Source organism: Caldalkalibacillus uzonensis (genome assembly GCF_030814135.1).
GTDB lineage: Bacteria > Bacillota > Bacilli > Caldalkalibacillales > Caldalkalibacillaceae > Caldalkalibacillus > Caldalkalibacillus uzonensis.
On record NZ_JAUSUQ010000007.1, the window covers coordinates 64,544 to 80,114 of the forward strand.

At 47.3% G+C, this 15,571-nt stretch carries 14 protein-coding genes; all 14 read left to right on the forward strand.

Annotation, left to right across the window (positions count from 1 at the left end; all coding sequences use genetic code 11):
- Positions 1-233 precede the first annotated feature (233 nt).
- The 14 genes from gnd (at position 234) to J2S00_RS10400 (ending at position 15,567) form a co-directional block, all read left to right on the forward strand.
- On the forward strand, positions 234-1,652 hold the full coding sequence (gene gnd, locus J2S00_RS10335) for an NADP-dependent phosphogluconate dehydrogenase (protein WP_307339142.1): 1,419 nt from the start codon (positions 234-236) through the stop codon (positions 1,650-1,652).
- Between the two features lie 29 nt (positions 1,653-1,681).
- Positions 1,682-2,542, forward strand: a complete 861-nt coding sequence (locus J2S00_RS10340; protein ID WP_307339144.1) for a carbon-nitrogen hydrolase family protein — start codon at positions 1,682-1,684, stop codon at positions 2,540-2,542.
- 15 nt (positions 2,543-2,557) lie between these two features.
- Positions 2,558-3,229: a GNAT family N-acetyltransferase gene (locus tag J2S00_RS10345; protein ID WP_307339146.1), complete on the forward strand. Its 672-nt coding sequence runs from the start codon at positions 2,558-2,560 to the stop codon at positions 3,227-3,229.
- Positions 3,230-3,425: 196 nt separating this feature from the next.
- Positions 3,426-4,733 (forward strand): S8 family peptidase, encoded by a 1,308-nt coding sequence (locus tag J2S00_RS10350; protein WP_307339148.1) that lies wholly within the window; start codon positions 3,426-3,428, stop codon positions 4,731-4,733.
- A gap of 176 nt (positions 4,734-4,909) precedes the next feature.
- Positions 4,910-5,959: a sodium:calcium antiporter gene (locus tag J2S00_RS10355; protein WP_307339150.1), complete on the forward strand. Its 1,050-nt coding sequence runs from the start codon at positions 4,910-4,912 to the stop codon at positions 5,957-5,959.
- A 52-nt stretch (positions 5,960-6,011) separates the two neighbouring features.
- Complete coding sequence (locus tag J2S00_RS10360) at positions 6,012-7,016, forward strand: methyl-accepting chemotaxis protein (RefSeq protein WP_307339152.1); 1,005 nt, start codon at positions 6,012-6,014, stop codon at positions 7,014-7,016.
- A gap of 204 nt (positions 7,017-7,220) precedes the next feature.
- Positions 7,221-7,373, forward strand: a complete 153-nt coding sequence (locus tag J2S00_RS10365; RefSeq protein WP_307339153.1) for a hypothetical protein — start codon at positions 7,221-7,223, stop codon at positions 7,371-7,373.
- A 222-nt stretch (positions 7,374-7,595) separates the two neighbouring features.
- Complete coding sequence (gene aceA, locus J2S00_RS10370; RefSeq protein ID WP_307339155.1) at positions 7,596-8,897, forward strand: isocitrate lyase; 1,302 nt, start codon at positions 7,596-7,598, stop codon at positions 8,895-8,897.
- A gap of 139 nt (positions 8,898-9,036) precedes the next feature.
- Positions 9,037-9,513, forward strand: a complete 477-nt coding sequence (gene bcp / locus J2S00_RS10375) for a thioredoxin-dependent thiol peroxidase (RefSeq protein WP_307339157.1) — start codon at positions 9,037-9,039, stop codon at positions 9,511-9,513.
- Positions 9,514-9,604: 91 nt separating this feature from the next.
- Positions 9,605-11,587: an AMP-binding protein gene (locus J2S00_RS10380; protein ID WP_307339159.1), complete on the forward strand. Its 1,983-nt coding sequence runs from the start codon at positions 9,605-9,607 to the stop codon at positions 11,585-11,587.
- A 379-nt stretch (positions 11,588-11,966) separates the two neighbouring features.
- On the forward strand, positions 11,967-12,188 hold the full coding sequence (locus tag J2S00_RS10385) for a hypothetical protein (RefSeq protein WP_307339161.1): 222 nt from the start codon (positions 11,967-11,969) through the stop codon (positions 12,186-12,188).
- Positions 12,189-12,460: 272 nt separating this feature from the next.
- Positions 12,461-13,762, forward strand: a complete 1,302-nt coding sequence (locus J2S00_RS10390) for a helix-turn-helix transcriptional regulator (RefSeq protein WP_307339162.1) — start codon at positions 12,461-12,463, stop codon at positions 13,760-13,762.
- 124 nt (positions 13,763-13,886) lie between these two features.
- Positions 13,887-14,456, forward strand: coding sequence for a biotin transporter BioY (locus tag J2S00_RS10395; protein ID WP_307339163.1), 570 nt, complete (start codon positions 13,887-13,889; stop codon positions 14,454-14,456).
- A 124-nt stretch (positions 14,457-14,580) separates the two neighbouring features.
- Positions 14,581-15,567 (forward strand): AMP-binding protein, encoded by a 987-nt coding sequence (locus tag J2S00_RS10400; RefSeq protein ID WP_307339164.1) that lies wholly within the window; start codon positions 14,581-14,583, stop codon positions 15,565-15,567.
- The last annotated feature ends 4 nt before the right edge of the window (positions 15,568-15,571 follow it).

Below are 15,571 nucleotides of genomic sequence, written 5' to 3' on the forward strand. Positions count from 1 at the left end.
AAATAAACGAATCATGTCCGCTGTTCTCCGCTGTTCGGCAACTTACCAAATTCATCGCATCAGATGTGTTACTTTTATTTAAACTTAAAACAAGGGCGAAGATCAAGGTTATAAATTCCAATGCCCCTCATTTGCTTCAAACCTGTGATATACTATAGACTGGTTATGAGTTTTGCAGCGCAACCGACAATATGATGAAGATACAGAAAAAAATTGAAAGGTGGACAGGATATATGTCTAAACAACAAGTGGGTGTGATCGGCTTAGCTGTCATGGGCAAAAATTTGGCCCTCAATATGGAGAGTAAAGGCTATAGCGTCTCCGTATATAACCGTTCACCGGAAAAAACCACAGCGTTTCTGGAGGAAGCCAAAGGTAAAAATGTCGTTGGTACATACAGTATTGAGGAATTTGTTGCATCACTGGAAAAACCGAGGAAAATCATGTTAATGGTCAAAGCGGGAGAAGCCACGGACGCGACTATTGAACAGCTCCTGCCTTACCTTTCTCCAGGTGATATTCTCATTGACGGCGGAAATGCTTTTTTTGAAGATACCATCCGGCGATACAAGGCCTTGCGGGAGAAAGGCATTCACTTCATCGGGGCCGGTGTGTCCGGCGGTGAAGAGGGGGCTTTAAAAGGACCGGCCATCATGCCCGGCGGGGACAGGGAGGCCCACCAACTTGTTGCCCCTGTTTTTGAAGCCATTGCCGCCAAAGTGAATGGTGAGCCGTGCACCACCTATATTGGTCCGGATGGAGCCGGACATTATGTGAAAATGGTGCATAACGGCATAGAGTACGGTGATATGCAGCTGATCGCTGAAGCATACCATCTGCTCAAGGAAGTGGCGGGTCTCAATACGCAGGAGCTGCATGAGACGTTTAGCGAGTGGAATAAGGGAGAGTTGGACAGTTATTTGATTGAAATTACCGCCGATATTTTTACCAAGCAAGATCCTGAAACCGGGAACCCCATGGTGGATGTCATTTTGGATACGGCTGGGCAAAAAGGAACCGGGAAATGGACCAGTCAAAGCGCCCTGGATTTGGGGGTTCCGTTATCCATCATCACCCAGTCTGTCTTCTCCCGCTTCCTGTCAGCGCTGAAAGAAGAGCGGGTTCAAGCAAGCCAAGTGATTAGAGGCCCCCAACCTAAACAATATGACGGAAATAAGGAAGCGTTGATTGAATCGATCCGCCAAGCTTTGTATGCCAGTAAAATTTGTTCCTATGCCCAGGGGTTTGCTCAAATGCGAGCTGCATCCGAAGCCTATGATTGGAACTTGGATTACGGAGATATCGCTATGATTTTCAGAGGAGGTTGCATTATCCGGGCCCGTTTCTTGCATAACATTAAGGAAGCTTTTGACCGTGACCCGGACCTCCCCAACCTGTTGCTGGACCCCTACTTTAAGGATGCAGTGGAGCGCTATCAGGAGGCGTGGCGGAACGTTGTCTCCACCGCGGTCCGTTACGGCATTCCGGTGCCGGCTTTTTCCAGTGCCCTGGCCTATTTTGACAGTTACCGCACGGAGCGTCTGCCTGCTAACTTGCTGCAAGCCCAGCGGGATTACTTTGGGGCTCATACCTTCCAGCGTGTGGATAAACCGGGCAGCTTCCATTTTGATTGGATGAAAAAACAGAAATAGTAGAGAGGGCCGGATAAGGGGGATTTCATATGAAAATGCGCGTCTCTGCCGTTCAATATCATTTGCGTACGATTCACGATTTTCGTGAGTTTGCTGAACAAGTAACCCATTACGTAAAAACAGCAGTTGAATATGAAGCCGAATTTGTATTGTTTCCTGAGTTTTTCACCACCCAATTAATGTCGATCCGGGATAAAGAGCACCCGCAGGGCTATTCCATACAAGAACTGGCCCTGTTTACGGACGATTACCTGGAGTTGTTCACCTCACTGGCCAAAGAACATGGCTTGTATATTGTTGGCGGCACTCATGTGGTTGAAAAAGAAGGTAAGTTGTATAATACGGCTCACCTGTTTGATCCGGACGGCAGTGTGGCCACGCAGCCCAAGCTGCATATGACGCCAACAGAAGAAGAGGATTGGAAATTAACCCCTGGTGATGATGTGCAGGTGTTCGATACAGAGAAAGGGGTTGTCGCCCTCTTGATCTGTTATGATATTGAATTTCCCGAAGTGGTCAGAATGGTAAGGGCAAAGGGAGCCAATGTGATCTTTTGTCCCTCCTGTACTGATGACCAGCACGGTTTTTACCGGGTGCGCTATACCGCACACGCCCGCGCGGTGGAAAATCAGGTCTACGTGGTAAACACCGGCACGGTGGGTGCGCTGCCTACAGTGGACTTTATGCGGGCCAATTATGGTCAGGCAGCAATGATCACGCCTAACGACATTCCCTTCCCGCCAAGAGGCATTCTCATGGAGGGAGAGGTCAATCAAGATATGGTGATTACCGCCGATCTTGACCTGGAACTGCTGGACAAAGTCCGCAACAATGGCGCGGTCCGCACCTGGCGTGACCGCCGGACCGATTTATATCCCGATTGGACTTAAGGGGGGATGTGGGCAATGTATAAAAAGCTTTATCTTCCCTATCATGGGAAAAACGCCCGGGTGGTTATCCGCAACTATACTGAGCAGGATTTTGCGGAACTGATCCGCATTCAACAGGAAAGTTTTCCGCCTCCTTTTCCTTCTGAGCTGTGGTGGAATGTACAGCAACTAAATAATCATGTGACCATTTTTCCTGAGGGAGCCTTATGTGTGGAAGTGGAAGGAACACTAGCCGGATCAATGACAGGGCTCATTGTCCACTTTGATCGCCATCACCCTGCCCACACCTGGGAAGAGATAACGGATAACGGCTACATCACCAATCACAACCCCCAAGGCAACACCCTGTATGTGGTCGATATTTGTGTCCGGCCGGGATACCGTGGCCTTGATCTGGGCAAATGGCTCATGCAATCCATGTATGAAGTGGTGGTGTACAAAGGGTTGGAGCGGCTGTTAGGCGGTGGCCGCATGCCCGGCTATCACAAACATGCCTCTCACTTATCAGCTGATCAATACCTGCACAAAGTTGTGAACGGCGAGCTGAAGGACCCGGTGATCAGCTTTCTGCTCCGTTGTGGACGCACACCTTTGGGGGTCGTGCCCAATTATTTGGAGGATGAAGAGTCACACAACTATGCGGCTCTGATGGAATGGCGCAATCCCTTTTTGCAAAACGGAACATAAGCATAAAGCTGTTAATAAAGTACCTTAGCTTGCAGACGACAAAGCATCAGGATCCAAGGGCTGCAAGCTTTTTTGTTTTATATATGGTTTAATGATATGCTTCCAAAAGCTTATTTTCACTGGCATGGGACAACCACCGTTGCAGGATTTGTTGATATTCATAAGATGAGATATCAACGAGAAAGGAGGTTGGACCATGTCAATGCTTTCCATTATTCGCTTTATTCTCGGATTTGGGTACAAGCTGGACCGCTCCCTGCGCAAGGTACTGCTCAAACCTTATCGTACCTTGCGCTGGATTCCTTGTTTATTGTACCCTCTGCTGGAGAAGATACTGAAGAAGACGGTTTCCCTTCCGGTGATTATTCAGTTTGACGAACAAAGTTTTCAAACCATGGATACGGTTATGGGTATAACCAGGCAATATTGGCGTTGCCGGATCAAGCACCGTTATCCTGCGGTAGGGTGCTGTTCAGCTGACTTAAATGTTGAAGCGATCGAAAAGCTGGTCACTGACTGTCCACAAGTGAAAAAAATCTTTTTTGACCGGGAAGTTCGTGCGCTCCTGGATGTGGCTTCTCCTGCCATCTTGGCCCATCGCGTGCATCGCCAAGGATTGACCGGAAAAGGAGTGACGATCGCCGTTATTGATACGGGGATTTATCCTCATCCTGATTTAATCAATCCAGAGAACCGGCTTGTTGCCTTTAAAGATTTTGTCAACCAGCGCACTGAACCTTATGATGACCATGGCCACGGGACTCATTGTGCCGGAGATGCTGTGTCCAATGGCTACAGTTCAAATGGCACATATACGGGTCCTGCGCCGGAAGCACAAGTGGTGGGTGTTAAAGTGCTAAATGGAATGGGGAGCGGCAACTTGTCCACGGTTATGGCCGGGGTACAGTGGTGTATCGATCATAAAGAACAATATGGTATTGATATCATTTCAATGTCCCTGGGCAGCACGGCCACCCAGCCGGCCAAAGATGATCCACTGGTGCAAATAGTAGAAAAAGCTTGGCGAGCCGGCATCGTTGTCTGTGCGGCAGCGGGAAATGAAGGGCCGGAAGAAGGTACCATTGCCAGTCCGGGAATCAGCCCGCTGATTATCACCGTGGGTGCGATGGATGATAAGGGAACAGTGACCCGTGAAGATGATGAGGTGGCACCGTTTTCCAGCCGGGGCCCCACCGTGGATCAAAAAGGAAAACCCGATCTTTTGGCTCCAGGTGTAAATATTATTTCCTGGCGCGCACCAGGTTCCTTTTTGGATAAAGCATCTAAATCCGGGTGGGTGGGAGAGTATTATATGACTATGTCGGGCACATCTATGGCCACCCCCATTTGTGCCGGTGTGGCTGCGCTTATCCTAGAGCAACATCCCGGTCTGAGTCCGGACGAGGTGAAACGCAGGATGCTGGAGACTGCACAAGATTGGGACTTGCCACCCCAGGTGCAAGGAAAAGGGTATGTGGACGCTGAGCAGGCAATAAGCATATAACGAGATGTAGACAGCGGGAAAACAGAACAAATGTTTTCTCGCCTTTTGTTTTTAATCCGGACTTATCTATAACTGTCATGGCTGGTTTTTTGAAAAAGAAAGCCCTTGTCATGCATGAGTGGCTGTCAAAAGGGAAAAATCTTTTAAAGAGCTATCATGCTGACAGGAGGGACCTTATGGTCTATCTTTTATTTGCTATTTCCGCTGTTGTGACCATTATTGTTGCTGTGCGTTTGTCCACCTACGCGGATGTGATCAGTCATAAGACAGCATTTGGAGGTATGTTAATCGGTGCTGTTTTGCTCGCTATGGCAACATCCTTACCTGAGGTAACGACCAGTGTAACCGCAGTGTTGATCAATAATCCCGATCTGGCCGTGGGTAATTTATTGGGCAGTAACTTATTTAATTTGTTGATCATTGCTGGATTTGACCTTTATTTTCGTCGTCGGCAAGGCTTCCTGCAGGCAACCCGGCCGCAAATATATACCGCTATCCTGGCCCTCTATCTCACCTTGGCTGTCTTTATATTCTTGCTTATCAAGTTTCCCTATAGCGTGTGGGGCGTGGGTTGGGATACGTTATTTCTTATCAGTGTTTACGGGGCAGGCATGGCTATGATTTCCCGGGTAAAAAAAGAGGACGGAGGCGAGAAAAAGCTTCCTCATTTACAGCGAAGCCCCATGTCTGTTCCCGGAGGAGGAGAGAAGAGACAGGAGTCGGTAAAGGATCCTTCCCGGGAGATCCCTGTGCGCCGGGCTTGGATTGGCTTCATTGTGGCTTCTATGATCATCCTGGTGGCTGGTTCAGTCTTAACCATGACCGGAGACCGGATCGCCGTTTTGACTGGCTTAGGCTCAACATTTGTAGGCAGCTTTTTGATTGCCGCTTCCACTTCATTGCCTGAATCTGTATCGGTTTACATGGCTTTTCAACTGCGCAACTATCAATTGGCCATTGGCTCGATCTTGAGCAGTAATTTGTTCAACATCTTAATTCTAGGTGGCACGGATGTGTTTTTTCGTGCCGGACCTATTCTTTATGCAGCTGACGCAGCCCACCGTATCACAGCCATGTCAGGCATTGTTCTGCTGGGGCTTGTCCTCTACGCTCTGGGGCGCAGACGGTCTCGTCCCCTGTTTTATCCCGTGCCATCTATTGTGCTGGTTTTACTCTATTTTGTCTACAGTTACTTCATTTTTCTCACTTCATCCAAACCGCAATAATAGGTAAAAATAATGAAAGTGGAAGAGGGTTTTACCGCAAAATATTGTCTCTGTGGAAAACCGTTCCAGGGATCGGTTTCATCAAATTGGTTTTGAATTAAACAAGATGGCGTTGGAGATCAAAGCGATTATGGCTGAATTGGCTTCCGCCTCGGAGTTGACTCAGGACATTAGCAGGAGTCAGGCCAAGGAAGCGGACCAACTGGCCAAAACATTTGAAGACTTGTCTGCCATGACCCAAGAGTTTCAGTCTGGCACCCAACAGCAATTGGCTTCATTGGAAGAAGCGAATGCCATGATACGAGAAATGCAACAGGCGATCGAAAGTTCACAGCACAACGCTGGAACCGCTTTAACATTAAGTGAACGGGCGTTTGCCACAGCAGATGAAGGGACCGCAGCTGTTCAAAAGGCGGAAGAGCATATGCAATATATCCGCCGTACGATACAAGAGACAGCTCAGGTGATTCACCGTGTTTCAGCTGACGCTAACGAAGTGCTGAATAAGGTATCTGCAATCACGGATATCGCCAAACAAACCAACTTGCTGGCTTTAAATGCTTCCATTGAAGCGGCCAGAGCGGGAGAACACGGGCAGGGATTTGCTGTCGTGGCCCAAGAGGTGCGCAAATTGGCTGAGGATACATCTTCTTTTGCCGCAAATATCATTGAGATTTTAAGTCAGACAGATGAACAGGTGAACTGTGCTGTCCGGCAAGTGGAAGCCAGTGTGCAAGCGATTGAGGAGGGTGTTGGCGTTATCAGTGAAACCGGTCAATCTATTACAGGACTGCATCAGATTGTTGAACAAACACGGGATCAGGTTGCGGACAATCACGAGCGGGCCACACAGTTAATTGATGAATGTACACAATTAAGCAAAATTATGGATGAACTGACCCGCATCGCTGAGGACTTTACCCAATCAGCTGCGCAAACAGCAACAGCGATGGATGAACAGGTGAACACCGTTCAAGCTTTGGCCCAAGATGCCCAAAAGTTATCTGAACAGTCGGAGCAGTTGGATACTATTGTTCGACGGTTCCGCATTGAATGAAAATCAAATGCAATGCCAAGCGTACATCTAAGCGTACATCTGTTGTACGCTTTTTTTATGTTGAACCCAAATGAAAAATTTGAAAATTAATGTTGCTCATTCAAAAAGAGTTGTTATATAATAGTATCAGATAATACAATACTGTATTAGTACAGCTCGCCAGCAACATCCACACAACAAATCGTCAAGAGAGGAGGATAACACATGGATTGTCACCGCTGTGGCGGTCATGGCGATGTAGAGTGCCGGCATTGTCGCGGACAGGGTTTTATGAATCATGATACCCCTTGTCCCCATTGTCACGGTGAAGGGACCCACATTTGTCATACTTGTTTAGGCAATGGCGCCATTGAATAAAAAAGTGATCAACTTCCTGCAAGCCAAGCACAAACCCTTGACTGTGAGGATTGTTGATCACTGAGAAAAAAGAAGGGATTCAATATGACGTCAGGCGTCACACCTTATTTTAACATAATTTTTAACATAACAGAAATGTTTTCGAAAAATAGGGAGCATCGGATTGTTTGAGAAAATTTATAATTATATTGAAATACAAATAATGGATAGGAGTGGGTTTTGATGATAAACGAACAAGAACGTTTAGCCTTGGAGGAAAGCTGGAAAGCAGAGCGTTGGCAAGGGATTGAACGTCCTTATACGGCCGAGGATGTGTTGCGTCTGAGAGGTTCCGTAAAGATTGAGTACACGCTGGCCCGGTTGGGAGCAGAACGCTTGTGGGAACTGGTTAACACCGAAGATTATGTCAATGCTTTGGGGGCCCTGACAGGTAACCAAGCCGTTCAGCAAGTGAAAGCAGGCTTAAAAGCCATTTACTTGAGCGGCTGGCAGGTGGCCGCTGATGCCAACCTAGCCGGTCACATGTATCCCGACCAAAGCTTATATCCGGCCAACAGTGTGCCCCATGTTGTCAAACGGATCAATCAAGCTTTGCAAAGGGCCGATCAAATTGAGCATGCTGAAGGCAAGAGGGAGCGCTATTGGTTTGCCCCCATTGTGGCTGATGCTGAAGCTGGATTTGGTGGTCCGCTTAACGTGTTTGAGCTGATGAAAGCGATGATCGAGGCCGGTGCAGCAGGCGTTCACTTTGAAGATCAACTGGCCTCGGAGAAAAAATGCGGCCACCTGGGCGGAAAAGTACTGTTACCCACCCAGCATGCGGTACGCAACCTGATTGCTGCCCGCCTGGCTGCCGATGTGATGGGGGTACCTACCGTGCTGATTGCCCGTACGGATGCCAATGCCGCCCGGCTGTTGACCAGCGATGTGGATCCCTATGATCATCCTTTCTTGACCGGAGAGCGTTCACCTGAGGGTTACTATTATGTGAGAGCCGGATTGGATCAAGCTATTGCCCGGGGATTGGCTTATGCCCCTTATGCCGATCTGATTTGGTGCGAAACATCAGAGCCTAACCTGGAGGAAGCCAGACAATTTGCCGCAGCCATTCATGAAAAGTTCCCGGGTAAACTGTTAGCTTACAACTGCTCCCCTTCCTTTAATTGGAAGAAAAAGCTGGACAATGAGACCATTGTCAACTTCCAGAAAGAGTTGGCCGAAATGGGCTACAAGTTTCAATTTGTTACACTGGCCGGTTTTCATTCGCTCAATCACAGCATGTTTGAATTGGCCAGAGGGTATAAAGAGCGTGGCATGGCTGCCTACTCTGAACTGCAGCAAGCGGAATTTGCCAGCGAAAAATACGGTTACACCGCCACACGCCACCAGCGTGAAGTGGGGACCGGATATTTCGACGATGTGGCCCAGGTGATCTCAGGAGGCACCACTTCCACAACAGCCCTTACCGGTTCAACAGAGGAAGAGCAATTTACCAGCTCCCACTATACACAAGTTAGGTCCTAAAAACTGCCCCCCTGCGAAACGGAAGCTGTGGACGAAGCCTAGTCTCCCAGCTCCGTAAGCAGGGGTTTTTTTGGTGAACAAAGGAGGCGGTGTTGTGTTACACTATGTTTAGAACACGAAGAATAAGAGGTGAAACTTAATGGCTGAGACGATGGTAGGTCACTCCGTGCCAGATATCAGCTTGCCAGCATCTGATGGCAGGGAGGTTTCTCTGACCGACTTTCGCGGGCAATACTTGGTCCTGTACTTTTATCCAAAAGATATGACTCCGGGCTGTACCACAGAAGCATGTGACTTTAGGGATTACCATCCATTGTTAGCAGAATTGGGCGTCAAGGTGATTGGTGTGAGTCCGGATGATGTGCAGTCCCATGAAAAATTTATTCAAAAACACAATCTTCCCTTTCTGTTGTTGGCCGATACCGAGCAACGTCTGGCCAAACATTTTCAAGTGTGGACCTTAAAGAAAATGTATGGTAAGGAATATATGGGCATTGAGCGCTCTACGTTCCTCATTGACCGGGAAGGCAAGGTTGTCAAAGAGTGGCGCAAAGTGAAGGTTAAAGGGCATGTCCAAGAGGTTGTTCGTGCTGTTGAAGAACAAGTGACTCAGTAGCCGGCTGCCCTGATGGCGGCCCCGTTTATTGGTTTTCAGTATATAAATTTAGTCATGTTCATAAGTTAGTCCTGCAGGGAGGGGATCAGTGATGAGTGCGAGGGATTTTTCATCTACCGATGAGCGTTTGAATGAGTTTAAGCACTTTCCTGTGGCATGGGAGCCAAGCGAAAAGGGCAAAACCGAAGCTAATCTCACTCAATTTATGCAGCAGTATGGCATTAAAGATTTAAACCATTTGCTGCAAAAGTCGGCGGAAGATTTGGAATGGTTTTATGAGGCTGTGTTGAAAGCGCTTCAAATTCAATGGCATCAACCTTACCAACAAGTGGTCGACCTTTCCAAAGGCAGTCAGTGGCCCCGCTGGTTTGTCGGCGGCAAAACCAACTTAGTGGATAATTGCCTTGAAAAACATATTGAAAACGGAAAGGGAGACCACCTGGCCCTGATCTGGGAGGGGGAGCCGGGGGATGTGTGCCGCCGGACCTATGCTGAATTAAGCCGGGAGGTTACCGGGCTGGCTGCAGGATTGAAGAAACTGGGCATTAAGAAGGGAGACAGGATCGGCATCTTTCTGCCCATGCTGCCCCAGACCCCTGTAGCTCTGTTTGCCTGTGCCAAAATAGGGGCTATTGTCATTCCGATCTTCTCCGGTTATGCGGCCGATGCAGTGGCTAAACGCCTGGAAGATTGTGGCGCTAAGTTGTTGATTACAGCCGATGGCTACTACCGGCGAGGACGGACCGTCAACATGAAAGCGGTCGCTGATCAAGCCGTTCAAGCGGTCCCCTCTGTGAAGCATCAAGTGGTGGTCAAACGCGCCGGTCAAGACGTGGACTGGGTCAAGGGACGGGATATCTGGTATGATGACCTGTTTGATGTTAACGAAACAGCAGAAACAGCATCAATGGCCAGTGATGAACCGTTTATGATTATCTATACGTCTGGAACAACGGGGCGGCCCAAGGGAACCGTGCATACTCATGTGGGTTTTCCCATCAAAAATGGCATTGATATGTATTTCAGTTTTGATGTCAAGGAAACAGATCGCATCTTTTGGTTGACAGATATCGGTTGGATGATGGGGCCGTGGCTGTTCCTGGGCACAACCATGCACGGAGCTGCTATGGTTTTATATGAAGGCACGCCGGATTATCCTCACCCAGAGCGGATGTGGCAATTAATCGAGGATCATCAGGTAAGCATTTTGGGCATCGCTCCGACTGTCATCCGTGCCCTGATGAATCACGGGGACGAATGGACGGCTCGCTACCCCTTGTCCTCCCTGCGCCTTCTGGGCTCTACTGGTGAACCCTGGACGGCCAAATCGTGGCAATGGTTCCTAGAAAAAGTGGGACGGGGACGCTGTCCGATTATTAACTATTCTGGGGGAACAGAAGTGTCTGGGGGTATCTTAGGTTGTTATCCTACTTTGCCGCTTAAACCATGTTGCTTCCATGGTCCTTTGCCCGGCATAGTGGCCGATGTGGTCGATGAACAGGGGCAATCGGTTGTCGGCTCGGTTGGCGAACTTGTTGTGCGCAAACCGTTTGTAGGCATGACCCAGTCGTTCTGGCAGGATGATGAACGTTATGTGGACACATATTGGTCTAAATGGCCTGATGTATGGGCCCACAGCGACTGGGCAGCTGTTGATGAGGAAGGGTTCTGGTACATTTTGGGCCGTGCGGATGATACGATCAAGGTGGCCGGTAAACGGGTGGGTCCCTCCGAAATTGAATCGGCTGTTTCTGAGCACCCTGCCGTCAGTGCAGCTGCTGCAATCGGAGTGCCGGATGAGGTTAAAGGCGAAGTGCCTGTGTTGTTTGTCATCCTCCGCTCAGGGCATGAACCGTCTGAAGCATTACAACGGGAATTAGTGGAGCAAGTGACCAGCCGTTTGGGTAAAGCACTTAAACCGAACCGAATTTGTTTTGTCGATGATCTGCCCCGCACGCGCAATGCTAAAATCCAGCGGCGCCTCATCCGGTCCAAATATTTGGGACAATCGTTGGGCGATACGTCAGCCTTGGAAAATCCCCAGTCCTTGGAACAGATTAAACCTCTTGAGTAAGAATAAAGTACCCAATGAGTCTGTAGCGCTACCCTCGCCACTACATAGGCGAGGGTAAATAAATCTGTGTAAACAAAGGGTTTATCAACCAAAAGTCCTAAGAATATGGTTCCAATATACTATTATTTTTTATTTTTTAAAATTATTTGAAATATGCTAGAAAGTATGGTATAACTTTATTAGACATATTTATCCAAAACATACATGGAACGGAGGTGAGTTGACAAACACTGCACTACAAAACCGTCACTTATTGACATGAAGTAGCAAAGTTTGCGTCAGTGTTGGACAAGCCATTATCATTTACATACAACTAGAATTACACATAGATAAATCTTGTTAACACAAAAATTTGCTTTTGTGGGAGGTACCGAAGTATATGAAAACAATGATGAAGGTGTTTGCGTCTGGGTTTGCTGTTGTGTTGATATTATGGGGGATATTTGTGGTCGTAGGTTTTGATGGACAACCTGTTGCTAAACCCATTGACATGGATCCAGGACCAGCAAGTCAGGAGCTGGCCACCCCTATTGATATGGATCCCGGTCCAGCCAGTCACTACCTCGCTCGACCCATCGATATGGATCCTGGTCCGGCTTAACTTGTGATCTGTGGATGTGACTATGTAAACAATCCTATAGGCCATAGAACAAAAGCACCGTGAAAAAACGGTGCTTTTGTCATCTTGGTTTTCATGGTAGAAAATGTTAGAATTTAATATAAGTACTTGGCCAAGCTTGGGTGTTATTATTTTTAATTTTTAAAATCTGATGAGAAAAGGACATCCATGTTAAACTTTGTTTAGGAGAGAGAGGCAATATACGATAGACAGATTATATAGATTATATATTTTGGAAAAAGGAAGGGCATGACATGCATATTGGCAAGCGCATCGCCAAACTCCGCCGTGCACAGCAGTTATCGTTGATTGACCTAGCAGATGAGCACTTGTCCAAAAATGAATTGTTTTTAATTGAAGCAGGCCACCACCTTCCAAGACAGGCTGTCTTGGAAGACCTGGCTCGAAAATTGAATGTCCCTGCTCATTATCTGCTGCGTTTTGACCAGGAAAATGCGCTTTTGATGAAACAGCTGAGGCAATTACATTTGGAACTGGATGAGGGGCGAGTCCAAAAAGCGGAAGTGTTACTCAAGGAGATTGATCAAACCTATCCGTATATCTCCTCTGTGGAACAGGAACTCTATTTTTTGTTGCTTAAGAATTACCTCTATATCCATACAAAAGAGGCCTCCCTGGCGGTTAAATTCTTCGATGAACAGATTGCTCCTTTGGTGGATGGCACTACAGCTACGCAGTGGCCCTGTTCCCCTTCCATTGTTAACCTGTATTACTTTGTTCAGGGCCGCATTCTTCAATATATGTACAGATATGAGGAAAGCAACCGCTTTTTTTACAAACTGTTGGAGCAGCCGCTTGATGAACGCCAACAAGCTCGGGTGCTTTATAATATTGCTCGCAATTACTATTTTTTAAATGATTTTGATCAAGCCAACACTTATGGTTATAATGCCCTGCCGCTCGCCCTCAAACACCATATATGGTCATTGGTCACGCAAACGTATATCTTGATCGGCATGATTAGCAGGAAATTAAAAGATTATGAAACAGCAGAGGAATTTTACAAGCGGGCCTTGGAGTTGACAGAATTACATGAAATGGTTGAATTCCAGACTTATGTTTTAAATAATTTGGGAAGTTTATGTCACGATCAAGAAAAATACCGGGAAAGTCTGACCTACTTTCAAAAAGGATTGTATTTATCCAAGTATATTGCTAATCCACAACTGATCATCAGCTATTATAATGTGTTGGAGACTTTTTTGCTTCTTAATGAATATGAGGAGTTTAATTGGCTTATGGATGAAGCCAAGGAGAATTGTAAGGATGAGAAGGACAGGTATCTGCTCCAGATTTTAGAGGCCAAAAAATTCCATCAAGCAGGGGATATCAAGATGTATGAAATGTTGATGGAAAAATGCATTAACTATTTCGCCCGTAAAAATATGTTGTCTTATATATTGGATGAAATTGAGCAGCTGGCGGATCATTTTGCAAAACAGAAAAACCATGCTAAGGCCAAACACTATACTATGCTGTTACACAATGCTACCCATTCAGTTGGAGCACACCAAGATACAATGCCCCAGCCTTAAGATGTGTTAACCAAGCATATATGTTAACCAACTTATTTTTTAGGTTGATATTAACTCCCGCTCTCCCTATAATGAGAATAGTAGATGTTAAAGTCTAAGTTGAATTGAATGGGAGTTGGGAGAAATGAAGCTGAAAGATATGATGTATGTGGCATTATTTGCAGCGGTAACAGCAGCGCTGGGTTTATTGCCCCCCATTCCCCTGCCGTTTACCCCTGTGCCTATCACCTCACAAACTTTAGGAGTCATGTTAGCCGGTGCTATTTTGGGTGCCCGCCTGGGTAGTTTAAGTTTGCTCTTATTTGTGTTTCTTGTGGCTGTCGGTGCTCCTGTTTTAACCGGCGGACGGGGGGGACTGCCGATTATACTGGGTCCCAGCGGAGGGTACATATTAAGCTGGCCTATAGCCGCTTTTGTCATTGGCTTTTTGGTGGAACGTTTTTGGAGCCGTTTAAATGTGTGGAAGGTGTTTGTATTCAATATTTTGGGAGGCATGATCGTCATTTATGCGGCAGGTATTCCCTACCAGGCTTTTGTTACAGATTTGCCTTTGCAAGCAACAGCCCTCTCTGCTGTGGCCTATCTTCCGGGCGACCTGCTCAAGGCGTTGATTGCCGCGTTGGTGGCTGTCAAAATAAAACAGGTCCGTCCATTCATACAACCGCGCATGGCCAATCGCTCCTCTTCTCAATAATCTGCTCCTTATTCACTTTTGTGACAAGGTTTGTCCCGATAAGGGCAAACCTTTTATTCTAGCTACTAGAATCACAGCTAGGCGGTTTTTACCTCCTGCCAACAAATCAGAGGTGACATGGTGAATGATGCTAACTGCACCGATCTTAAGTCATGCTAAACACTATCCTAATAAACCGGCAATAAGGACGGGGAGCCAGGAGGTGGTCTATGGGCAATTGGCAGCTGATATCATGACAATTGCCTCCTGGTTAAGGCAGGGAAGCATCTGTACTCAGCTCCAAACCAAAGCGGACTGGCCTGTTTCGGTCCTGTTTATTGTCCCTACCATGGCCGCAGCAATCATGCAGGAATTGGAACATCGGGAGGAAGTACCGACTGCCCATCATCTGCAAAAAATCATTTCTTCAGGAGCAAAATGGCAAGCAGTGGACAAACGTAAACTGGGCACGTTTTTTCCGCACACGGGCTTGTATGAATTTTATGGTGCTTCCGAATTAAGTTTTGTGAGTGTGCTCTCTCCCCAAGATCAGCTGTCTAGAGGCGCTTCCGTTGGCCGCCCCTTTTACGGGGTAGAGATCTCCATTCGCAATCAAGATGGGCAGGAAGTGGCCCCGGGGGAAGTCGGTCAAGTGTATGTTAAAAGTGACATGTTTTTTTCCGGGTATGTCCACGATCAACAGGCAACCCAAGAAGTGTTACAAGGGGAATGGGCCACTGTTGGAGATGTGGGAACTGTCGACGAAGACGGCTATTTGTATCTTGTCGGACGGGCTAAAAACATGATCATTAGCGGCGGGTTGAATGTTTATCCCGAAGAAGTGGAACGGGTCTTGAAACAGCTGCCCTGCATTGAAGAAGCCGCCGTGATTGGTGTACCTGACGATTATTGGGGAGAGAAGGTGGCAGCTGTTGTTAAGTTCAGAACAGGTGAGCGTCTGGAGCAAGAGGAGATCAGGCAGTATGTCAGGCAATATCTGGCCCGCTACAAGTGCCCCCGGGAGATTATTGAAGTATCCACCTTTCCTTATACATCTAGCGGGAAAATTGCCCGGCGCAAGTTACAGGAGATGATTCTGGCCCAAAAGCATGGCAACAATGTGCGCACTTAACAAT

Coding starts and splice junctions, on each gene's coding strand:
- J2S00_RS10365 (WP_307339153.1), top strand. CDS start 7,221: ATGGATTGTCACCGCTGTGGCGGTCATGGCGATGTAGAGTGCCGGCAT.
- J2S00_RS10395 (WP_307339163.1), top strand. CDS start 13,887: ATGAAGCTGAAAGATATGATGTATGTGGCATTATTTGCAGCGGTAACA.
- J2S00_RS10350 (WP_307339148.1), top strand. CDS start 3,426: ATGTCAATGCTTTCCATTATTCGCTTTATTCTCGGATTTGGGTACAAG.
- aceA (WP_307339155.1), top strand. CDS start 7,596: ATGATAAACGAACAAGAACGTTTAGCCTTGGAGGAAAGCTGGAAAGCA.
- J2S00_RS10385 (WP_307339161.1), top strand. CDS start 11,967: ATGAAAACAATGATGAAGGTGTTTGCGTCTGGGTTTGCTGTTGTGTTG.
- J2S00_RS10340 (WP_307339144.1), top strand. CDS start 1,682: ATGAAAATGCGCGTCTCTGCCGTTCAATATCATTTGCGTACGATTCAC.
- J2S00_RS10390 (WP_307339162.1), top strand. CDS start 12,461: ATGCATATTGGCAAGCGCATCGCCAAACTCCGCCGTGCACAGCAGTTA.
- J2S00_RS10345 (WP_307339146.1), top strand. CDS start 2,558: ATGTATAAAAAGCTTTATCTTCCCTATCATGGGAAAAACGCCCGGGTG.
- J2S00_RS10355 (WP_307339150.1), top strand. CDS start 4,910: ATGGTCTATCTTTTATTTGCTATTTCCGCTGTTGTGACCATTATTGTT.
- J2S00_RS10380 (WP_307339159.1), top strand. CDS start 9,605: ATGAGTGCGAGGGATTTTTCATCTACCGATGAGCGTTTGAATGAGTTT.
- gnd (WP_307339142.1), top strand. CDS start 234: ATGTCTAAACAACAAGTGGGTGTGATCGGCTTAGCTGTCATGGGCAAA.
- bcp (WP_307339157.1), top strand. CDS start 9,037: ATGGCTGAGACGATGGTAGGTCACTCCGTGCCAGATATCAGCTTGCCA.
- J2S00_RS10400 (WP_307339164.1), top strand. CDS start 14,581: ATGATGCTAACTGCACCGATCTTAAGTCATGCTAAACACTATCCTAAT.